Raw genomic sequence first — 22,711 nt, 5'->3', positions numbered from 1 at the left:
AGCTAACAATTGTTATTGATCCAGCCAGCGCTGAAAATTTGGCGAGCGTTCTTCGCTAACAATAACATCAATCCCCGTTGGAGTTTGGGGAATTAGTTCCAATTTAATTCTATTTCGACTTATTTTTAACATAGACTGAATAGAATCAATACGAATAAGAAATTTTCTGTTAATTTGAAAAAAAACGAATGGATCTACCTGGGTCACCAAGTGGACAAGTCTATCCTCAATAATATAGGCTACCCCCGACTCCTTTTCTACTGCATAAAGTTCTTTATCTTCCGCCATAAAGTAAGCAATATCGGCAATCGCCAAGGACTTTAAAAAGTTGCCATACTTCACCAGAAATCGCTGTTTTAGACGCAGCTCTGCTTTGGGTAGCAGGGGCTCCATACGCTTCATGGTCTGCGCGAGTTCTTCCGCATCAAAAGGTTTCAACAGATAGGCATAACCTTGATTTTGAAACGCTTCCAAAGCGTATTGTTCATAGGCCGTTGTAAAAATAAGCGGCACCTCAATCGAAACCTGTTTAAATATTTCAAAACTCAGTCCATCCATCAGGTGGATATCCATAAAGATCAAATCGAAATGATGCTTATTGATGACCGTCACTGCTTCCTGAATCTCCTTTGCATTGGTAAAAGTCAATGTGCCCTCACCATAACGTTCAGTCAACATCTCCTTTAAGCCTACATAAGCCCAGTCTTCGTCTTCAACGATCAATATATTCCATCCCATGGGTTGAAAGTAATAAAAAATCCATTTCCTAAGAAAGAAAATGGATTAATATATAAAGGATTAAAAAAAATTGACTTTATTTCAATAGATCAGGATTATTATTGATAGCCTCCTGAGGATACCGGATTACATATCGCGGATCGTTTTGCTGTAAGGTTGCTGTTTTGCCAAAACTGGTATGTGTTATTGCAGGTCTTGTTGTACGTTTTAAATCGTACCAGCGTAATCCCTCCAGCGCCAGCTCGCGCTTGCGCTCAAGCAACACCGCATCCAGCAATTGTTCTTTGGACAGATCTGCATCAGCTTTCATTTGTTTGGCGTAGGCATCAGCAGTAAATCTGTTTTTCTTTAGTGCGGACAGATATTTTAGTGCTTCCGCCGTATTTCCAAGACGAGCATTACATTCCGCAATCGTCAAATAAAGCTCCGCATTTCTAAAACTGACATTAAATCGGTTTTCTCCACCTTTGAGAGATACATAATCAGCACCTCTTTTTTGGAAGTAACGTCCCTTCCTCAAATCACCATCTGGGTAGGATAATAATAGAGCCGGCGAAATAAATGAACTTGAACGAACTTCCGAAATAGACACCTTCTCCAACGCCATAATGATTTCAGCGGACTCAAAATCATTGGGTAATAAGCTTCCCCCAACATTAAGATCTACTAACTTGTCGTTTATTTTCAAGGCTTGCTTTGCCGCATCTATTGCTGCCTGCCATTCCCCGCGATACAAGTGAACACGTGATGCCATTGCGTAAGCAGCTCGTTTACTAAAGCGATAATTCACGCCTTTGGCCTGATCGTCTACCGTAAGCAATACGGTCCCCTTTTCCATATCTGATAACACCTGTGCATAGGAGTCACCTATGGTTGCAGGAACAAAACGTTGTTCCAGGTCGATTTTAGTCGACAGCGGAACTCCACGCAAGGCTATATTGCTTGGTGAATAGACTTCACTGTAACAATTCAACAATTCAAAATGGGAATAAGCACGCATCAGATAGGCCTCCCCTTTAATCTGATCCACTGTCGCATTGCTTGTCAATTTCTCGTCAATGGTACTGATGATCTGGTTGCTATAGAAAATACTCTTATAGAAGGCCAAATACGGATAAGCAATGGTTGCCGGATCGGGATTTTGATCATTCCATAAGTAGATATCTTTGGTCTGGGCAGCATCTGTCGAGCTTTCATCCAAAAGCAATTCGTCCGTACGTAATGACAAATAGGATTTATGTGCAGGGAAGCCAACATAGCCGCTGGTCATTACGCCCCTAAAATCACTTTCCGAGGCCGGGATGACAGTTCCCACCGGTTGTATATCTAAGTATTTATCACAGGATGTCAATGCACTTGCTGTCATGATCAATCCAAAATAAATTATATTCTTCATGTTTAATCAATTAAAAGAATTAAAAACTTGCCGAAAGACCAAAGGCAAAGGATTTGCTGATCGGCTGCGCATAATTGTTACCATAAGTCTCCGGATCAAAGTAACCTTCGTAATTTGCTCCGAAAACAAATAGGTTACGTCCCTCTACGTTCACACGCAAATTGCTTGCGCCAATTTTCTTACTCACTGCTGTCGGGAGCGTATAGCCTAAACGAATGCTATTGATGCGGACATAGCTCATTTTCTTAGCCCAGACATCGTACATATTAAAGGATTTGATCGGGTCATTACTTTCCATCCAACTATAGGCCATCCAACGGTCATTAAGTTCAGAACTTATACTTCCCAATGCTGGAAAGGCTGTATTACCCTGTAAAGCCATCAACAGGTCTCTGGAATAATTTTGCCCCCTATCCACAAGAGCAGGATTGTAGGTCGGTGTACGGCTTACCCAACGGTCCAAATTGAATACGGCTGAAATAGCCAGATCAAAATTAGCATAGCGGAAACGGTTGGTCATACCACCGATAAACTTCGGATCCTTACTGCCCAAATATCTAAATTTAGAAAGATAAGTCGCTGCTGTCATACTTGTTTGTGAAGTATATCCCGGTAAGAAATCTGCCCAAGGATCATACAAACCATAGAAATCTTCCATGCTCGAAACAGATCCATCCTGATTTCTGAACTGCATCACGCCATCTTTATCCAAGCCAGCAGTTTCCAATACGTACATTCCATTAATAGGACGACCTGCCTGCGACTCTGGCGAGTAGGCTTTCGGATTATCCATCACCTTCAATAATTTATTATTATTGTGGGCAATATTAAAATCCGTAGACCAGGAGAACTTATCCGTCTGAATCTGACGGCTTGAAATCGTCAATTCTATCCCCTGATTTCGCACTGATGCCCAGTTGACCTGGACATTCTGAAAACCATTTTCCATAGGCAATTCACTGTTTCCTATTAAATCGGTACTTGTTCTATTGTAATAATCAACCGTAATATTCAGTCTATTTTTCCAAAGGCCTAAATCAATACCGGCATTATATGACTTCGTACGTTCCCAACGTAATTTATCATTTGCCGGCATCTCCACCACTACTGTGCTTTCTGTATTTCCGGGAAGCAGAGTTGCGTTATTGTACAGTCCGACGATAAACGGATAAGTGTTACGGTCAATATTCCCTTGTATACCGTAAGAGGCACGTACGCGAAGATCAGATAACTTTGTCTTATCCTTTATAAAATCCTCTTCCAATACATTCCACGATCCGGACAAGGACCAGATTGGCAAAAAACGATATTGCGGATCTACCCCGAACATATTGGAGCCATCATAACGAATGCTACCATACACGTTATACTTGCGGTCAAAGGTATAGGTCGCATTACCATAGAAAGAAGCATATGAATTCTCTCCAAACACTTTGCTATACTGAAGAAATCGTCGATCATCTTGATAGTTACTGTTTGGAAAAACAATACTCTGGGTGGTCAACGTTGCTGGATTATATCCAAACCCTTTGGATGAAACTATTGTATTTTTACTCCTTCTCAGTTCTGTTCCCCCCATCAGTTCCAGCTCATGCTTTTCATTCCAGGTTTTGTTATACTTTAAGTAGGTCTTCCAATTATATTGAAATATACTATTATGATCATTTTCGATCTTACCACCTGTAGGCAGGAAATACTTATTCGTTTTAGTCGCAGCATCGTAGTACCGTGTTGCAGCACGCAATTTACGGGTATTATAACTTTCCTGATCGGCAAATCGTTCCATACTATTTTCATCAAACTGCAAGCCAAATTCGGTACGTAAAGACAATTGCGGAATAATGGTATACTCCAGGTAACCAATGGCTTTTAAGGCCTTATTGGTTAGCGTATATTTGGTGTTTTCACGTTCTTCTACGGAATTAAAAGGAATGTAAGTATCTTTTTCATAGCCCTCAATATCCGGATCATAATTGTACTTACCTGATTGGTCACGCACAGTCAGGTAAGGATTTACCGTACGGACGTAATTGCTTGGATTGGTAAATGCATCAGCGTCCTGAATCGGATTCTGTCTGTTTGAAACCGAACCTAAGAGATTAATCCCAGCTTTAAATCGATCGTTTATATTGAAATCATTGTTTAATGTCAATGAATAACGACGTAGGTCTGCCCCTTTAGTCGCCCCCTTTTCATCGTAAAAACCACTTGACAGATAGTAACGATGTCCGTCATTACCGCCAGAAATTGATGCCGAATATTGTTGATTGAGTGCCTGACGATAAAGTTCTTTTCCCCAGTCCGTTTGTTGCGTACGCAATTGACTGATGGATTGCTGCACTTCTGGCGATAAAGCGGCCAAACCACCCGAACGGTAAGCATCCAATGCATTTGCGTTGTTTAGGATACGCATCACCGCTCCCTTGTCCGTCCGGTAATTTAAATCGGTCCGGTCTGCCATCAATAGTTCAAAGTCTACTTTTTCATTGGCATTCATCAGGTTGAGTTTACCAAAGTCAGGACGTTCGGTCACAAAGGTATTTGCCGAAATCTGCAGTTTTGCTGGTCCGGATTTACCTCTTTTCGTAGTAATCACTATCACGCCATTCGCTGCACGCGCACCATAAATCGAAGTTGCTGCCGCATCTTTTAATACCGTGATATCTGCAATATCATCAGGATTGATTCCTGCGATCGGAAGATTCGTCAAGCTATTCAGATTATCCTTTTCAATCCGATTTGGCATTGCTGTTCCCTCAATAGGCAATCCGTCAATCACCCATAGCGGATCCTGCGTACCATTGAGCGATACCGTACCGCGGATACGGATCTGTGGTGCACTGTTAGGACCACCGTTAAAATTGCTCAGCTGTAAACCAGCCACCTGACCTGCTAGCATCTCATCAATTGATGCAACACCAGTTTGTTTGATATCGGCTACATTGATTTTATTATACGCAGTGGTATTCTTACGCTTTTTGATATCGGTATATCCCGTTACGATCACTTCGTCCAAAGATTCACCACCCGGTTGTAGTAAAATCGTCTTGTGATCCTGAAATACTGGAATCTGCATTCGTTGGTATCCCACATAACTAATGGTGACGTATTTTAAGTTTCCCGGAACTTTTAGGCGAAATTCGCCCGAAGCATCAGTCAATGCACCCAAAGCAGATTGTTGCACCTGATTGGGTACACCGATGTCTTCGGCTACTGCCGAACTTTCGACTACAACCGTCGCCCCCACGACCGGCTTTAATGTGACCGCATCCAGTACCTTTCCTTTCAGTTCCTTGGATTCCTGTGCTTGTGCCATTTGCACACACATGAAGGTCAGCGGTATTAAAAACTTATTCATTTTGGTAGATGTTGATATAATAGATGTTAATATATTAGTTCAATTGCAGGGTATTTGCAATACGCAATTGCAGATCCATATAATGTGCTTTTGTTGTGGCATCTCCTGTCCTTTGTTTCTGTTTCAACAATTGGTAGATCTCATACAGCTCAGCGCGTTTATAGGTCAGCATATCCGAAGTACGGATCATTCCAGTGACATGTACATTACGTAAACCCACTTGAGCAGAAGCAGTATGTTGCGGATGCAAACACAGATTAGGCTGAGTTCCTTCGATCAATTGTTCGACATCAGCTAATTTTTTTGCATTTAATTTCTCCATGGACTTATTCGTGGAAACCATCAGCACATCCACGTAATTCTGTTGCAACATGCGCGTTTTAAGATCCAATGTCTGTCCACCGAGCGTTTTTGCGAAAATTTCTTTGCGTACAGATGCTAAAAATGCAGGTGCACTCCATGCTTTCTTGTCGCCAAAGAGATTTTCCATTTCGACCATGCGCAGTAGACGTTCATCATTCACCAATTTATAGAGCATGGCATATTGAAATTCCCGTTGCAGGTTATAAGGTGCATATTCAAATGGTCCCATTGGTGAATCTCTTAAAGGAAACGTTTTCGCCATCAGTTCCGGAACAAATAACCAATCCGGCATATAGAACACATGTTTCTTTAAATATTCTAGTGCAGCGATCTGTTTTTCTTTAGGCACGGGGCTATATGCATTTTTTTGGTCGCCCAAAACAGCATTTTCAAGATAAATACCACCGATATTATTCAGCACATGGTCTGCATAAGCATACCATTGGCCAACTACGCCCATATATAATTTACCAGCACGGTAGTAGTCATCCCCTGTATTTGTTGTCCAATTGATGATATTAGGCATCATGCGACGCAGATTCAGCATGCCATATTCCCCAGCTTTCATTGCATCATCGCCCAGATCTTCGGATTGTGCCCGTGGATCCACAATATTTTTGGAATCTTGTTGCTCCCCGTAATGATAGATTGGGTCATGAACATGGGCATCAATTTCGTTTCGCAACAAAGGTATTTCATCCCAAGGCTGGGTTTTACCATACCAACGGTAAGCCCATCCGATTGCGTATTTGTCATAGGCTCCAATCACCGGAGTGATCTGCTCGACACCATCTTGAGGTTGCGCTACATAATTGAAACGTGCGTAATCCATAATAGATGGTGCCGTACCCCCCATTTTTGCGGTAAAGCTTTTACTCCGTAGCGAGTCAACAGGAAAACTTGCCGACGAACCCATATTGTGCATCAGTCCCAAGGTATGTCCGATCTCATGTGAAGAGACAAAACGAATGGCATGAGCCATTTTTTCATCCGAGAATACATTCGACCGTGCCGAAGTATCTACAATACCAGTTTGGATCCGCATCCAGCTATTCAAGATCGTCATCACATTATGCCACCAGATCACATCAGCTTCCAAAATCTCACCGGAGCGAGGATCCACCACAGATGGTCCCATCGCATTGGCCTGCGCTGACGCAGCGTATACAATAGAAGATACATTTGCATCATCCGGATCAAATTTGATACTATCCGGTTGTTGTTTGGCCAAAATCGCATTCTTAAAACCTGCTGCCTCAAATGCTTCCTGCCAATCGTGAACGCCATCAATGATGGCTTGTCGCCACTGTTTTGGCGTGGCCGGATCAAGATAAAAAACAATAGGCTTTTTCGGCTCTACCAGTTCACCTTTCAGGTAACGAGCTTTGTCCTCATCTTTGGGTTCCAGTCGCCAGCGGTTAACCAGATTTTTTTTATCCAATTCTTGCTGTTTATCGTTAAAGTACCAACGTGGCGATGTAAAAAAACCAATACGTGGGTCCGCAAAACGTGCTACCATCGGCGTTTCAGGCAGTTCATAAAGGTTGCTTGTAACCTCCAGTGATACCGGTACCGATTCATTGCCCTCTGTTACTTTTGTCGACAACACCGACTTCACAACAATATTATTGGAATAGGATTTAATTTCTTCGATCGTGGATATGCTGGTTTTGGGTGAGGTACCTAAACCCAAAGAGGTGAAAACATCCGTAAAGCTCTTTTCTGACCCGTCAAATACCTTGTTAACTTTAATCACCACAGCACTCGAATCTTTGGAGTAGCTCTCCACTTTAAAAGATTCGATGTATGAGGGACGATAATTATCGTAGACCGATGCAGCGATCGCATCAGTTGTAGGAACTTCCACCTGAGGTTTAATCTCCGAAACCCATACCTCTTTCTTCTCTTTGCGCAGGGTAAACCGAATCACCTTATTTTCATAATTCATTCCCTTATTTACACCAGCCTCATTCAGCGCCAAGGGAACGGAAGACAATTTTTGGATCAGGAGAATGTCCTGGCCCATTTTTTTCAATGGAATTTCAAAATAATAATTATTTTCCTTTCGGATCACACCAAACATACCACTGTCCACGCGCGCGTCTTTAAACAGTTTATCATAGGCGATCGTCGTATCTTTCTTGGCTGTAGAATCTTTTGTAGAAGTAACAGTCTCTTTTTTTCGTAAACCTACCGTCTGCAATACAGAACAAGATTGCATGAGGCCTGCCGAGAATAAAAGGCTTAGGGCTAGCTTGGTATAAGTGTTGTTCATTCGAATAATTTTTTCTGAGCGCAGATTTTCAATAGCATAAATACCTGCTAATGCACCCGGTTTGTTTTTCAATGGCAAATGAAGCGATCATAAGCTGATGGTAGGACTCATCGTGAGAACTATTGAGCTGGCGATTGTTTCATCCGATAAGATTAAGATTAGGTTAATCTTGCAATTAAATTCCTAGATCAGGAGCCAAATTTGTTAAAAATATTGTATAGAATCACCCCAAAAGGGACGAGCGCGCATTTCCAACGTATGAACACGCACATATAACCTATGAACACGTATCCAAACCGCATCTCCCTACCATTTTTTAAAGATCCAGCAGTGGCAAATTGACAAAAAAACGTCTGTCTACTGTTCCGAAGCCAAACCCGTCTAACCTATAATGGGCATACATAGACACCAGGTAATTAAGCCCATATCCCTCACCTTCCATTTCAGCACCCTGCCGCGGCTGCCAATTGTTGCTTACTTTTATGATTTTGCTGTCCGATAGATATACGATATCGATCTGAAGTGGATTTTCCGGCGAAATACGCGTATGTTTGATTGCATTTTCCACCAGCATCTGCAAGGCCAGACGTGGCAGCTTATGTCCCAATACTGCTGTTGGAATCGAAATCTCCATATCTTTGAGCGCTGCTCCAAAACGTACCTGTTGTAAAAAGAAATACGCTTTTGCAAGCTCCAGTTCTTCCTGTACCAAAGACCATTCCGAGTCGTCTGTACGCAGCATTTTACGATACACCTTGGTCATCTTACCCACAAAAGACTTCGCCAGATCATTATCCTTACCAATCAGATATTGGAGGGAGCCAAACGTATTAAACAAAAAATGTGGATTGATCTGCTGCCGCAACTGAACCAGACGCATCTGCGTATATTCATTTTCCTGCTGTAAAGCCATTAATTTGAGCTGCTGAATCTTGCGCCGCTCTAACACATTAAAATAGATAAGTGCTATTGCCACAAGCATCAAACCGACACCAAGTAAAATACTATAGGTCATCACTTCCTGGATCTCATCCTCGATGGTCAACAGCAGGACACTGACCCGAATTTCTCCCCCAACAAAAATAATCGAACAGGGATAGGAGTTGACCATCACATCCAATTTGAGGTAGTCCGATTCAACGATCTTGCCCTGTGGGATTACTTTGGTTTCCTTTCTTTTTCCCCACTTTGTATTATCGGGTGAAACGACACAGAGACCTTGATCATTATAAATTTCAAAATAAGCTCTTCTTCCAAAATAGCGGTATCGTGGTGCGAAATAGCCATTTAATTTTTCGATATCAATATAGATATGATATAAGCGATGTGCTATGGTGCGGGTTTTATAAAGCATCCACATCTTCTTGTCCACACGGTCCAACTGGCTTACCGGAATAAGGACAAGCAGGGAATCACGACGAATCTGGGCTGTTGGTAGGGTATCCACCAACCTTTTCTCAGATGTGTACAGTTCTTGTTGTAACATTTCCAGCTGCTTGTTCAGCAGCAACATATTTTCATCGGCAAAATCTACCAATACCCTTTTATTCAGTCGATCTATTTTATGATGGATAATACCGAGCAGTCCCCCACCTATCAACAGCAACAAAAGCAAACAGAAAATAAGGATAGTACCGTTTTTCTGTTCAGCATTTTTAAATCGAAAATTCACGACGCAAAAATACGGGAAAAATTCCGAGCATTACAAAACCACCTGATAAGAAAGGACTTTGCTCATCCATTTGTCATTGAATCTCGACATATTTTACAGGAGAGACCAAAATAAATCTTTCAATCAGCGAACTTTAGCAATAAATTTCGGACTTTTGTACCCACAAAAAAACAGCACTGTGTCAAAAGCAACATTTTTAAAGTTTGCCAAACGAATCTCTATCGGTCTAGCAAGTTTAATAACACTATTTATTCTTTGTATATTATCCATTCCCTATATCTTCGAAAAAGAAGTAAACGACAAAGTCAAATCTTTGGCAAATGCACATATCAATGGGGAACTCAACTATACAAAAGTCAGATTAACCTTCTTTGATCAATTTCCGCTGTTGACAGCATCCATGGATGACGTGTTGTTAAAAGGCGCCGAACCATTCAAAAAAGACACCTTGCTTGCCGCCAAACAAGTTAGCTTTGGGATTGACCTCATGAGCTTGCTTAAGTCTAAAATTATCATTGACAAGTTTATCGTTAACAATGGGAGAATCAATATTTTGGTAGATTCGCTGGGCAATGCGAACTACAACATTTATAAATCCGCACCTACAGATTCCACCAAGACAAAAGACGATTCCGAAAGCAGCGCACTCGCCTTTCAGCTGATCAGATTTGAAAAGACCAGTCTACATTACGAAGATCAATCTATTCCATTATGGATTGAAGCCAAAGATCTGGACTATGAGGGCAAGGGCGATCTGATGTCGAATATTTTTGACCTGAATACCAAAGCCAAGATCGCCGCTTTTTCCTTTTCCTTCGACAATGAACTATACGTTGATAAAAAATCCATTGACGCCAGCTTATTAACCCGTATCAACACCGATAATCTATCCTTTGTATTTGAAAGAAATGACATCAGGATCAATCAATTACCTGTACGGTTCCGGGGATTATTATCCTTTATATCGCACGGTTATCACCTGGATTTTAAACTAAAATCCCAGGAGAGTACCCTGAGTGAATTGCTGTCACTGGTTCCCAATAGTTACGCATCATGGATAAAAGATCTATCGGTCAAGGGTACTTCTGAAGTATTTGTCAACTTATTAGGAGACTATATCGTCGACAAGAACGAAATGCCCGATCTTTCTTTGGGACTGACCATCAACAACGGTTATCTTGCTTATAAACAATCCAGAAATCCGCTAACAGATTGGAATGCAAAATTAAGGATTGATCTTCCGGTATTAAATCCCGACTCGCTCCGGATTGACCTGAAACAATTTGACTTTAAAGTTGCATCAGGCTACTTCAACGCAAAAGGACAAATCGCAGGACTCCATCCTGTGACTGTACATGCTGATATGAAAAGTGACCTGGATCTGGGTATCCTCTATTCCTCCTTGCAGTTCCCGGACTTCTCTTTCGGAGGCCGCTGGAATCTCGACGCAAAGATCAACGGAACCTATGCCAAAGCCACACGCAAAGTCGGTCTTCAAAAGCGCAAACAGGAGTACATTGCTTCCATACCGACATTTGACATTAAAAACACCCTCGCAGATGGTCATTTCAAATTGGCCAATCTCCCAAAAGGGCTTGAAAAGATTGCGTATCGCCTTGAGGCAAAAGACCCGGATGGCAAAATGCAAAGCGCCGCTATCGCTATTCACGACATCTCTATCCAGGCGCTCAACAATTATATCAAGGGTTATGTTTCTATAACGGATTTCAATAAAATTGCCGTACAGTCTGACCTCAAAGCCTTATTCAATTTGGCCGATATCAAAAGCTTCTATCCGATCAAAGATATCGAACTGGCGGGACTGATTGATGTCAACCTCAATGCAAAAGGTTATGTCGATCTCAAACGGAATATTTTTCCGCAAACCAATACTTCCATTGTGATGAAAGATGGGTTTATCAAATCCAAGGAGTACCCTATTCCAATGGATAATATACATGTTGAAGCCTTCGTGAATAGTGCGAAGGGGTCTTTACGTGATTTGAATGTGAAAATACTACCTGTTTCATTTACCTTCGCGGGGGAACCATTTTTCCTGAATGCAGATCTGCGCAATTTCAATAACATCAACTATCATATTCAGTCCAAAGGAAAACTCAACCTTGGTCCGATCTATAGGTTTTTTGCTTTGGACGGAACCAATATTGACGGGTTCATCCATACAGATTTCAGTCTAAAAGGTCTTCAGAGCGATGCGACGAGCGGACGTTATACCAGACTCCACAATAGTGGCCACATCAACATCGGCCAGATCCAGGTAGAGACAGATCTTCTCCCTCAGCCCATAGCGATCAAGAGCGGTGACTTTAGCTTTCACCAGGAGAAAATGAACTTTGATAGATTCCTGGTCAATTACGGTAAAAATGCGATTTCGATAAAAGGCTACATGAATAATATCATTAATTACCTGACCAATAGCAATGCAGCCTTACAGGGGCAGTTCACACTCAACAGCAAAAAAATCACTGTTGATGACTTTATGGTTTTTGCGGACAATCCTTCGGCGGCATCCTCTTCTTCAGAGACAGGTGTGATCCTTTTGCCTAAAAACCTGGATGTTCAGGTACTGGGCTTAGTCACCAATGTCTCTTACAACAACATGAATATCAAAGATTTCAAGGGGGATCTACAGATCAAAGAAGGCAAACTGGCGCTCAACAACACCACTTTTGAACTGGCGGGATTAAAAGCAGCTATGAATGGAAATTATAGACCAATAAATCCCCGTAGAGCCGCATTCGACTACGCTGTAAAAGCGGACAGCTTTGATATCCAACGTGCCTATAAGGAAATTCCAATGTTCAGAGAGATGGTGACTGCTGCCAAAAATGCGCATGGCCTTGTCTCTTTGGATTATAAACTGGGCGGCTTATTGAACGGCAATATGCAGCCTGTCATGCCTTCCATTGTCGGTGAAGGTACCTTGACGCTAAACCAGATCAAATTCAGAGGGTTCAAGTTACTGAACGGTATCAGCGAATCTACCTCAAAAGAAAAATTGAAAGACGGCGAAGTGAAAAAAGTTGTCATCAAATCACATATCAAGAACAATGTCATGACCATCGAACGTACCAAAATGAAGATGATGGGATTCAGACCCCGATTTGAGGGTCAAGTTACATTAGATGGACGGATGAATCTTGGGTTCAGACTTGGACTACCTCCATTCGGAATCTTCGGAATCCCGATGCGCATCACCGGTACCGCAGATAATTTTCAGCTTAAAATGGGAAAATATAAAGAGGAAGATCTCGATATGGACATGGACGATGAGGACAGTAAAGTGTACAAAGAATCTCAGCAAGAAAAGACAGCGACTGAAAAATAATTGGGTTCTCAGGATAGGGGGCGCAACAGGATAACAAGCCCGGATGTTAGGGACATCTTTAGGACGAAGCTGTGGCTAACAAAGTATTGTCGGACGGAGCGGCAATCCAGAGTGGCGCGATGATACCGAAAATAAATAGTAGAATGACCGCTGAGATCAGGTGCACATAAATATAATACAGATTTAATAGTACGTTTATCCCAATCATCGTTGAATCATTTAGTTTCGCAGATAGCTTACAAACTATTTGCAGTTAGGTTTGTATAGGATTACATAAACCTCGATTACATAAACGATGATTCAACGACAAACACTTGGATTGATTTTTATGCTTGCCACGACAAGCATAAGCTGTCAGAAAAATGACGTAATGACGGCGTTAGCAGAAAATGAAGTACCAACAAAGCTTAAAGCGAATATAAACGCCGCAGCTGTCACTGTCAACAATTATGTCAATACCAGCACCTACATCAATTCAGGATTCAGTTTTCTAAACCCTTCCCAGGTGAACAAAAACCGTCAGGCTATCGGCGGAAGTGCCTATACCGAGGTCTATGGATTCAATATTCCAGAGGAAAATCGGGTACGTGGGATTCGTTGGAACAGTGATGATGAAACCACGGCCATCTGGCGGCCACAGGGTATTGCGGGATTTACAAAAAATGGCGTCCGTTATCTTTTGGTCAGCTGGTATGCCCGCAATAATGCCGAACATAAGGGTTCTCGCATTACGCTGATTGACATTAGCCCAAGCTCAAGTACCTACCTGACTTACCGTCATATGCTCCTGGTGCAACCCGATATTCCCAGCGGCACAACAAGCCATACACAATACGGTTCATACGCTCCGCTCAAAGTGCATGCCGGTGGTATTGCCTACTTCAAAGGCAAAATTTATCTCAGCAGCACAAATTTAGGCGTTCGGGTGTTCGATCTCGATAAAATTATTGAAGTCAGCACCGGTGATGATACCAGTGAGAAATGCGGCAGAGATAGCAACGGTAATTTGTTCGCCTTCAACTATCGGTATATATTACCACAGGTGGGCTACCAAAAAATCAATAATGCCAGTCCCTTTTCGACTATCCAGATCAATGATGAGGGCACCCAGCTTTGGACTGGGCAATATTATGCCGGTAGCGCTGATGCTGCCATCGTACCTCAGGTTTTTGGCTTCCCTATTGATACGGACGGCAAACTTCAAAACACAGGCATTGTTACAGTTACACCAAAGAACAGCCTGTTTACCGACAATCATGCGCATGGTATCCAAGGAATATTCCGAAAGGGAAATCGCATCTGGCTATCCTGCACAGGCTCTCCGAGCAATTCCTATGGATCAAATGCCAGACTGGCACGATACAGCGATGGTGCCGATGATACTGTCCGTTACAGATGGCCATATGGTGCCGAATCCCTGTATTACGAAGCAACTTACGGTTATCTTTGGAGCCTGACCGAATTTGAGCCCAATGCCGGCGCACAAAATGGCAGCCAGGTCAACCGCTGCATATTTGCAGTAGACTTTTCAAAATACGAGTAGCTGTCAAATATAGATCCCATTAGTTAAGAATCTAATGGGATTTATTATCTTTATAATTGCATTTAAATCTATTGAAACTATGCGATATCTAACAAGCGTACTATTTGCGGTATTGGCCATCTGTAGTTGGTCAAGTTTTAGCGCCATTCAAGATCAAAAAAATCCATTGTATGGCAAGATATTTCGGGAAATTAATGAAATCCCGGGATTGAGCAGTTATGGCCATGCCTCAGGAGCAGTAATAGATGCGGGCAAAAGTGCCAGTGGCGACTATCGCTTTGCTGCCGGATATTATACCAACGATCAAAACGGAATCTGTATTTTAAACGAATTGCTTGACGACAAGGAGAATGGAAAGGGGCAGGTAAAGTATAAGATACTGGACACGATCAATATCCGTATATTGAAATCCAACGAACAGCTTAGCCTATGTAATTGCAGATTAGGCAACAAAGTGGACAGTGAAATTGTTGCCATTAGCGTTGTGGATGAAAACAAAGAATACTTTGATCAGATTGTCAAAGCCTGGCGATTGAATACCAAGACCGGAAAAATTAGTGCGATACAGAATACCAAAACAATCAATTGTGCCAATGAAGGCTATGGTATCTAATAGGGCTGCCTAAGGCATTTAGCTTAGATCAGGCCATCTGCTTTCAGTTTTTCAAAGACATGCAATACACCGATGACCTGGATAGGTTCACGTAAATAATCTTCATGGGAGAAGTACTTCACTTCTCCTATTTCATTACTAGGCTGTATCGTTTCGGTGAGCGGATATAGAAAACAGTCCTGTTCCATGATCACTTCGGGGACCATACCATAGGCAGGAGCAGTGATGTGACAGTAGTATGAAATCTTTTGGGGATCAAGGTCGATGTTCAATTCCTCTGAAATCTCCCGACGGAGTGATTGTAAAGAATCCTCCCCCGCATCAATTTTTCCACCGGGGAGATACCAGGCTTTTTTATTGTTACTATAAGCAAGCAATATTTTATGATCCGTTATACTAATCAATCCAGCTGTTGGTAAACCTTGTGTAACTGTAGACATTTGTTTCCTTGTATATTTTAATTTAAAGTATCGTTTTGTATTAAAGTATCTGTTGTGAAATTACTTTTTTACCAGCATTTATCCAAGAAAAACTCTATCCCACATCGAGGCAAGCTCTCCTGCTTCACCCCGATTAATCAATGAAATTCCGCAGAGAACAGCGAAACACAATTCTCCGTTTAATTACTGCTTGTGATAAGTTTAATTACTAAATTTGATACGAATGATGTGGGGAATATTGATCATTTTTCAGGAGCAATTTTTTCAAGCTCCTAAGAAAAATCTGCGCATGTTTCTTTGTAAAACACAGCGGCGGCAAAAGCCGCAAAGTATAAGCACCGGCATATCCCGTGAAGATTTTCTCGCCAAACAGCAGTTCATGGCGCAGCTGGCGTATGTCTGTATCAAACTCCACACCGATCATTAATCCCCTTCCCCGCACCTCGGCAATGCCCGTCATGCCCTGTAATTCTTCCATTAAAAATGTACCAATCTTTGCCGCATTGTCCATCAGCTTTTCATCCCGGATGACTTCCAATACAGCAATTGCTGCCGCACAGGCCAGATGATTGCCCCCAAAGGTTGTTCCCAATTGCCCCATTACGGGTGTGATGTCAGGAGAGATTAGTGTTGCGGCCATCGGGAGACCATTGGCAATCCCTTTCGCCACAGTAATCAGATCCCCTTTTATTCCGGCATGCTGATGTGCGAAAAATTTTCCCGTACGGCCATACCCCGACTGGATCTCATCGAGAATAAGCATGGTTCCCGTTGTCGTGCAGATCTGCCTGATTTCTTGTAAAAACGCTGCAGAAGCTACATGGATTCCGCCGACTCCCTGGATTGGCTCCATAATCAGGGCGCAGTATTCCTCCGTCTCCAGTTGTTTTCTCAAACTGGACGGTTCATTGAAAGGCGTAAAAAAATAATGGCGATTATCATTTACCGCAGCTCGGATGCTAGTGATATCGGTAGCAGATACGGTTCCCGAGGTGCGTCCATGAAAAGCATTGGAAAAGGATAAGACCTTTTTTCGTCCAGTCACAAAAGAAGCCAGCTTCAAAGCATTTTCATTGGCCTCAGCACCGGAATTAGAGAAAAATACCCCATAGTCTACATATCCACTGATCAGTCCTAATTGATCTGCCAGTTTATTTTGCAGATCATTGTATATCGTATTCGAGTAGAAACCGATCTTATTGAGCTGTCGCAAGGTGCTGTCGACTACATGCGGATGGGTATGCCCCACAGCAATAACAGCATGCCCGCCATACATGTCCAAGTACGCCTGTCCTGACTGGTCGTAAACAAAGCAGCCAACAGCACGGTCAATCTGTATGGCCAATTTTTCAAATACCGGAAATGGTTTCATCAAATGATCGAGATTTGGTTTACCCAAAAATCGGATTAAATCTTCCCCTAAAGGTAGTCCAGGATCAATTTAAAGTCAATAGTCCAGTCTCAGACAGGAAATACAAGTTACTCATCACAAACCAAATACCTGACTACAAATGCGCCCGGATCACTGTAAAAGGTTTCAATCTTGCAGAACAATTGTATCTTTGGTTGAATTACCCGATTTAATTGACCATGCTCAGACCCTGGAATTTGACAATGGAGATTGACAGATCCTCCACAAAGGCGATTTACTTACAACTAGCAGATAGTATTGCTGCCGACATACAGTCAGGTAGATTAACCCGCGGAACTGCGTTGCCCAGCAGCAGGGCACTTGCGGCACAATTAAAGCTAAACCGTAATACCGTGGTTGAAGCGATCCAGCAGCTTTTGAGCGAAGGCTGGGTGGTGAGTGAGCAGCGCCGTGGAATTTTCGTGGCCGAGCAACTTCCACCATTAACTGCCACAACTGAAAATACAGCGCACAGCATCACCGGACTACAAGCCCCGGCACCACTGCGTATTATCTTTGACGATGGTAATCCAGACAGTAAAATCGCTCCCATAGACCAGCTCGGACGTGCCTATCGGCAGATTTTCAAACGGAGTGCCCGATGGAAAATGATGGGCTATGCCGATCCGAGAGGACATATTGATTTCAGACAGGCGATCGCGGATATGCTCAATCAGGAGCGTAATATGAATATTACGCTGGACAATCTATGCGTCAGCCGTGGCAGCCAAATGGCCATGTACCTCGTTGCCCAATGCTTATTGAAAAAGGATGATTTTATCTTCGTTGAATCTCCGGGATACCATTCAGCCTGGAAGATCTTTGAGCATACTGGCGCACAGCTCATCGAAATCCCCGTTGATCAGGATGGTGTGCTTGTTAATGAAATGATCCCTCACCTGAGAGAAAACAAAAATATTAAGGCGGCCTACCTTACACCACATCGGCAGTATCCAACTACGGCCACATTAAGTCAGGCACGTAGGTCCGAGCTGATTCAACTGTCCAATCGGTATGGATTTACGCTTATCGAGGATGATTATGACTACGAATTTCACTTCGACCATACACCATGTTATCCACTGGCTGCTGATACCCAACTACAAAACTCGATCTACATCGGCACATTGAGCAAAGTGGTCGCCCCCGCGCTTCGCATAGGTTATCTGGTCAGCAAAGATGAAAAGCTCTTGCAGGCTATCGCGCAACTGCGCTATATGGTCGATATACAAGGGGATAATATCATGGAACAGGCTGTTCTGGAACTTATCCAGGACGGCACCGTCAGACGACACATCCGCAAAGCCACCAACTACTATCGGAACAAGCGCGACTTTATGGTCAGACAGCTAGACATACATCTATTGGAGCATGTCAGCTATCAACCTCCTCAAGGCGGTTTGGCGGTCTGGCTTGAATTCAGACATCAGGTAGACTGGACATTCTTGTTCAAAAAGCTGAAAGAAAAATCCGTTCATATCCCCCACCCCGACAACTACCACAAAGACAATTGTTACGGGGGCTTACGCCTAGGGTATGGCTCACTTTCGGAAGAACAGATCGAAGATGGAATCCAGATCTTGGCCGATCTGCTCCAACTCGCCCGAATTTCAATATAAGTGGGCTCAGCGTGTTAAAATAGCTAGACCGTTTCCTTATTTTGAAAAGGACAAAAAGATTAATATTTTGACAAATAGGAAACAGACAACATATAATTTCGCTTCACCAAGACCAATTAAAAGAATAGTATAGAGCAAAGGTTAAAAACAGTTAATTTTGCTAAAAAAACGTAATTATTTTGTCAAAAACCTATCTTTTCCACTTTTAGTTGGACAAATTAACCGTAGTTTTACGGCGCAAAATTACACGCTGTCTATTTTGTTAGATCTGCCTGTATAAAAAGAGAGAAAAGAGTACATTATTTTATGACTGAAAGAATACCGAGCAGGCCGTATGCAGCAATAACTGGGGTTGGAGGATACATTCCACCAAACAGAAGATCCAATACCGATTTAGAGCAGTTTTGCGAGACCTCCGATGAATGGATTATCAAACGTACGGGAATTAAGGAGCGGAGGATATTGGACGAAAATCTTGCCACATCGGACATGGCTGTCAAAGCTATCCAGGATTTAGCAAAACAATACAATAAAGATTTGCGGGATGTTGATGCGCTTATTGTTGCAACTTCCACACCAGATATGCCTATGCCAGCTACGGCAAATATTATTCTCGATAAATTGGGGTTGACCAATGTATGGGCATTTGATGTCAACGCAGCTTGTTCAGGTTTTCTTTATGCGCTGGATATGGCATCCTCACTCGTGGAGACACAACGTTACAAAAATGTACTTGTTGTCGGCGCAGATAATATCAGCACCTATGTTGATTTAAAAGATCGTTCTACTAATATTCTTTTCGGCGATGGTGCTGGCGTTATATGGCTCGAACCTTCACTTGAAGGCGGTGTCATGGATGCCTACCTGCGTAGCAATGGTGCTGGACGTGAATTTTTGAAAATCGAGGCTGGTGGTTCACTCTATCCAATTGACAGTAACCTTCCGGTAAACGACAACCGCTTTCTTAAGCAAGATGGCAAAACAGTTTTTAAACATGCTGTTCAGTCCATGAGTGATGCTTGTAATACCGTTTTACAGCGCAATAACTTACAAATTGAAGATATCAACTGGTTAATTCCACACCAGGCCAACCAACGTATCATCGATGCCGTAGGCCGTAGTCTCAATATTCCTGAAGACAGAGCACTCAGCAATATCGAATACTTAGGCAATACCATTGCCGCGACGATCCCTTTATGTATCTGGCAAAATATCAAAAAATTGAACACCGGCGATTTAGTGATGCTTACGGCTTTCGGAGCCGGATTCTCCTGGGGGGCGAGCATCTTTAAGTGGATGATCTAACAATCAAAATAGCGTCGGTAACTAGACCCCAAACACCATAAAAAAGCGCCAGAAATTTAACGATTTCTGGCGCTTTCTTTTGTGCTGTCCATGATGGAGAGCATCTCCTTAAAAATGTTGGGGTTCCGGGGATACAAGAGGTTTACAAATTCAAGTCAACAAGTATATTGACAGGGAGCTAATAGGAACCTCATCCGGACTTTATATGGACCTCATTCGGATGAAAGCGTATAAAGTCCGGGTAAATCCGAATAATTTCACAAACAAGTATGTGTTATTGCAGGAGATAATCACAACTTGCTCCCTTATTAGCCAGTAACAGAGAAAAATAAAAATCCGTTCGTTAATAATTCAACGATAGTCCTACACCAAATCCCATATCGCTGTCATAATGCGTCCTGAAAGCCATATTTTTCGTAATGATATAATTTAGTCCGGCCATATATTCCAGATCTGAGTTGACCATAAAATCACCCCGTATTCTGCGGGAGATCGGGATATCCTCACGCATCATTTGCAATCGGACGATACCGTCATGATATACTTCGGCCTGAAAATTCACCAGCATCGGCAATGTGTACATAAAACCCAGACTCACCCCCTTACGGCTATCTTTTTTATTGGCCTGACCGAAGATGTTTTTTTCATGTCCGTCTTCGCCCATTCGGCGGTAACGGTAATCAAAACCTACAAAAGGCATAAACCATTGCATTTTTCCAAAAAACCGCCCCAGGTGCGTCTCTACCTCATAACCATGCATATCGTTGTACCCCAATCGCCATTCCGATCCCAGTTGCCAGCGTGCATTCTGGAACATCGCCTGACCATCATTTCCGTTTGTCGCAAAATCATTCTGCGCCATGAAATGCGTCATATTACTTTCATGTTGCAGTTCCTTATAGGCCTTGGCTTTGTCGGGTAAATAGGGATTTTTATAGTCATCCACGGCAAACACCCGGTTCATTCCGGCCATCATATGGTATAAGATATGGCAATGGAAAAACCAGTCTCCTTCTTCATTTGCCAAAAACTCAATGTTATCCGTTTCCATTGGCATGATATCGACCACATTTTTCAGCGGCGCCTTTGCGCCCTTGCCATTTAGCAGCCTAAAATCAAAGCCATGTAAGTGGATCGGATGGCGCATCATCGAGTTGTTGTAGATGGTGATCCGTAACACCTCCCCTTTTTTCACCGGGATCTTATCCGTTTCCGAAAGGATCTTATTATCCATGCTCCACACATAGCGGCTCATATTTCCCGTAAGGGTAAACTTGAGATCACGCACAGGAGCGCTCTTCGGCAATTCGGTATCATGGGGAGATTCCAACATCGCATAATTGAGGGTAACGATATCTCCTAGTGCATTCGCATTGTAACGGTTTGGATCTTCATCCATCTTCATCTTTCCATGATCCATGCCACTATGCTTGCCATGATCTTCTTTTTTCTTTCCATCTCCGGTAATTTCCGAATACATGACCACATTCATATCCATCTGATTCAGACTCATATTCATCCCCATATCATTGAGATTACCGTCCATCTTCATCATGTCATTCATCATCTTCATCCCTTCAAAATATTTGAGACGGGGAAGCGGCGAGATCAGCTGTTTGATGCCGCTACCGACAAAATAACTTGCAGATTGTGTCCGGTCTTCGGTCGTCGCCATAAATTCGTAGGCTGTTCCCGCATTGGGGATCGTCACCACGACATCATAGGTCTCCGATACGGCGATCATAAGCCTATCCACTTCCACAGGCACCACATCATTCCCGTCATTAGCAACCACGGTAATTTTTCCACCGGCGTAGCGTAGCCAAAAATAGGATGAAGCACCACCATTGGAAATCCTTAAACGCACCTTATCTCCCGCTTTCAAGGCCTTGCCATCCACTTCCTTTAGATCTGTGGAATGGGCACCATTCAACAGAATCTTGTCGTAGTACACATCGCTGACATCCATGGCAAGCTGACGCTTCCACTCATTGGTGATTTTCGTTGCAAATTTCCCTTCTTTGATCGCCTCCACGTAAGATTGGGTCGCGCCTTTTTTAATAGCTGCCCAGTCATTTCCCGTATGCAGCATCCGCTGAATATTATCCGGATTATAATTTGTCCATTCGCTTATGATAACCGGAATAGTAGGTAAGTCATCTATCCCTTTGCGAAAAGTCTTGTCATCCGCCCTCTTGTTCAGAATAAGGCTACCATACATACCAATCTGTTCCTGCAAACCCGAGTGCGAATGATACCAATGTGTCCCATGCTGGATGATCGGGAAACGATAAGTGTAGGTCGAATTAGGCTTGATCGGTTCCTGGGTCAGATGCGGTACGCCGTCCTCTTTATTTGGCAGAAAGATACCGTGCCAGTGCAGTGAGGTACCCTCTTTCAACTTATTGTGAACAACGATTTCAGCGGTATCCCCCTCGGTAAAAGTCAACGTGGGCATAGGAATCTGCCCATTTACGGCAATGGCACGTTTTGCTTTGCCAGCATAATTGACAATGGTATCCCGTACATAAAGGTCATGCCGTACCACCTTTTGGGCAAACACCGCGACCTGTGCCGCTACGAATAAAACAACTGTTAATACAATATTTCTCTTTTTACTTACTTTCAT

General features: G+C 42.8%; 14 protein-coding genes. 5 read left to right on the top strand and 9 right to left on the bottom strand.

The window, feature by feature from the left end; translation table 11 throughout:
• Positions 1–12: 12 nt before the first annotated feature.
• From HMAT_RS17815 to HMAT_RS17795, 5 genes are all read right to left on the bottom strand, one after another.
• Positions 13–738 carry a LytTR family DNA-binding domain-containing protein gene (locus tag HMAT_RS17815; RefSeq protein ID WP_104384210.1) on the bottom strand — a complete coding sequence of 242 codons (726 nt, stop codon included), beginning with the start codon at positions 736–738 and terminating at the stop codon, positions 13–15.
• 76 nt (positions 739–814) lie between these two features.
• Positions 815–2,134, bottom strand: coding sequence for a RagB/SusD family nutrient uptake outer membrane protein (locus HMAT_RS17810; RefSeq protein WP_104384209.1), 1,320 nt, complete (start codon positions 2,132–2,134; stop codon positions 815–817).
• Between the two features lie 19 nt (positions 2,135–2,153).
• Positions 2,154–5,492: a SusC/RagA family TonB-linked outer membrane protein gene (locus HMAT_RS17805; protein WP_104384208.1), complete on the bottom strand. Its 3,339-nt coding sequence runs from the start codon at positions 5,490–5,492 to the stop codon at positions 2,154–2,156.
• Between the two features lie 34 nt (positions 5,493–5,526).
• A complete protein-coding gene (locus tag HMAT_RS17800) occupies positions 5,527–8,130 on the bottom strand; it encodes a zinc-dependent metalloprotease (RefSeq protein ID WP_233789434.1) in 2,604 nt (867 codons plus the stop codon).
• Positions 8,131–8,446: 316 nt separating this feature from the next.
• Positions 8,447–9,802 (bottom strand): sensor histidine kinase, encoded by a 1,356-nt coding sequence (locus HMAT_RS17795; protein ID WP_104384207.1) that lies wholly within the window; start codon positions 9,800–9,802, stop codon positions 8,447–8,449.
• A gap of 178 nt (positions 9,803–9,980) precedes the next feature.
• Here HMAT_RS17795 and HMAT_RS17790 point away from each other — a divergent pair, with 178 nt between their 5' ends.
• Positions 9,981–13,151 (top strand): AsmA-like C-terminal region-containing protein, encoded by a 3,171-nt coding sequence (locus HMAT_RS17790; protein WP_104384206.1) that lies wholly within the window; start codon positions 9,981–9,983, stop codon positions 13,149–13,151.
• 58 nt (positions 13,152–13,209) lie between these two features.
• Here the strand turns inward: HMAT_RS17790 and HMAT_RS27085 are convergent, their stop codons facing one another.
• Complete coding sequence (locus HMAT_RS27085; protein ID WP_158655979.1) at positions 13,210–13,359, bottom strand: hypothetical protein; 150 nt, start codon at positions 13,357–13,359, stop codon at positions 13,210–13,212.
• 87 nt (positions 13,360–13,446) lie between these two features.
• Here HMAT_RS27085 and HMAT_RS17785 point away from each other — a divergent pair, with 87 nt between their 5' ends.
• Both HMAT_RS17785 and HMAT_RS17780 read left to right on the top strand, forming a co-directional pair.
• Positions 13,447–14,694, top strand: coding sequence for a hypothetical protein (locus HMAT_RS17785; RefSeq protein ID WP_104384205.1), 1,248 nt, complete (start codon positions 13,447–13,449; stop codon positions 14,692–14,694).
• Between the two features lie 79 nt (positions 14,695–14,773).
• On the top strand, positions 14,774–15,307 hold the full coding sequence (locus HMAT_RS17780) for a hypothetical protein (protein ID WP_158655978.1): 534 nt from the start codon (positions 14,774–14,776) through the stop codon (positions 15,305–15,307).
• A gap of 23 nt (positions 15,308–15,330) precedes the next feature.
• Here HMAT_RS17780 and HMAT_RS17775 read toward each other — a convergent pair whose 3' ends face one another.
• A complete protein-coding gene (locus tag HMAT_RS17775; RefSeq protein ID WP_104384203.1) occupies positions 15,331–15,747 on the bottom strand; it encodes an NUDIX domain-containing protein in 417 nt (138 codons plus the stop codon).
• Positions 15,748–15,955: 208 nt separating this feature from the next.
• A complete protein-coding gene (locus tag HMAT_RS17770) occupies positions 15,956–17,119 on the bottom strand; it encodes an aspartate aminotransferase family protein (RefSeq protein WP_104384202.1) in 1,164 nt (387 codons plus the stop codon).
• 242 nt (positions 17,120–17,361) lie between these two features.
• Between HMAT_RS17770 and HMAT_RS17760 the strand changes: the two genes are divergently transcribed.
• Together HMAT_RS17760 and HMAT_RS17755 are read left to right on the top strand one after the other, a co-directional pair.
• Positions 17,362–18,777, top strand: coding sequence for a PLP-dependent aminotransferase family protein (locus HMAT_RS17760; RefSeq protein WP_233789433.1), 1,416 nt, complete (start codon positions 17,362–17,364; stop codon positions 18,775–18,777).
• 306 nt (positions 18,778–19,083) lie between these two features.
• The gene (locus HMAT_RS17755; protein WP_104384199.1) at positions 19,084–20,082 is read left to right on the top strand and encodes a beta-ketoacyl-ACP synthase III; all 999 of its coding nucleotides are present in this window, start codon (positions 19,084–19,086) and stop codon (positions 20,080–20,082) included.
• A 343-nt stretch (positions 20,083–20,425) separates the two neighbouring features.
• On the opposite strand, the gene HMAT_RS17750 is transcribed toward HMAT_RS17755, so the two are convergent.
• On the bottom strand, positions 20,426–22,711 hold the full coding sequence (locus HMAT_RS17750) for a multicopper oxidase family protein (protein ID WP_104384198.1): 2,286 nt from the start codon (positions 22,709–22,711) through the stop codon (positions 20,426–20,428).

Source organism: Sphingobacterium sp. HMA12 (assembly GCF_002933815.1).
In the GTDB taxonomy this organism is placed as follows: Bacteria; Bacteroidota; Bacteroidia; order Sphingobacteriales; family Sphingobacteriaceae; genus Sphingobacterium.
This window is presented reverse-complemented; position numbering and strand designations above follow the sequence as displayed.

Coding starts and splice junctions, on each gene's coding strand:
- HMAT_RS17815 (WP_104384210.1), bottom strand. CDS start 738: ATGGGATGGAATATATTGATCGTTGAAGACGAAGACTGGGCTTATGTA.
- HMAT_RS17810 (WP_104384209.1), bottom strand. CDS start 2,134: ATGAAGAATATAATTTATTTTGGATTGATCATGACAGCAAGTGCATTG.
- HMAT_RS17805 (WP_104384208.1), bottom strand. CDS start 5,492: ATGAATAAGTTTTTAATACCGCTGACCTTCATGTGTGTGCAAATGGCA.
- HMAT_RS17800 (WP_233789434.1), bottom strand. CDS start 8,130: ATGAACAACACTTATACCAAGCTAGCCCTAAGCCTTTTATTCTCGGCA.
- HMAT_RS27085 (WP_158655979.1), bottom strand. CDS start 13,359: ATGATTGGGATAAACGTACTATTAAATCTGTATTATATTTATGTGCAC.
- HMAT_RS17785 (WP_104384205.1), top strand. CDS start 13,447: ATGATTCAACGACAAACACTTGGATTGATTTTTATGCTTGCCACGACA.
- HMAT_RS17780 (WP_158655978.1), top strand. CDS start 14,774: ATGCGATATCTAACAAGCGTACTATTTGCGGTATTGGCCATCTGTAGT.
- HMAT_RS17775 (WP_104384203.1), bottom strand. CDS start 15,747: ATGTCTACAGTTACACAAGGTTTACCAACAGCTGGATTGATTAGTATA.
- HMAT_RS17770 (WP_104384202.1), bottom strand. CDS start 17,119: ATGAAACCATTTCCGGTATTTGAAAAATTGGCCATACAGATTGACCGT.
- HMAT_RS17760 (WP_233789433.1), top strand. CDS start 17,362: ATGGAGATTGACAGATCCTCCACAAAGGCGATTTACTTACAACTAGCA.
- HMAT_RS17755 (WP_104384199.1), top strand. CDS start 19,084: ATGACTGAAAGAATACCGAGCAGGCCGTATGCAGCAATAACTGGGGTT.
- HMAT_RS17750 (WP_104384198.1), bottom strand. CDS start 22,711: ATGAAAGTAAGTAAAAAGAGAAATATTGTATTAACAGTTGTTTTATTC.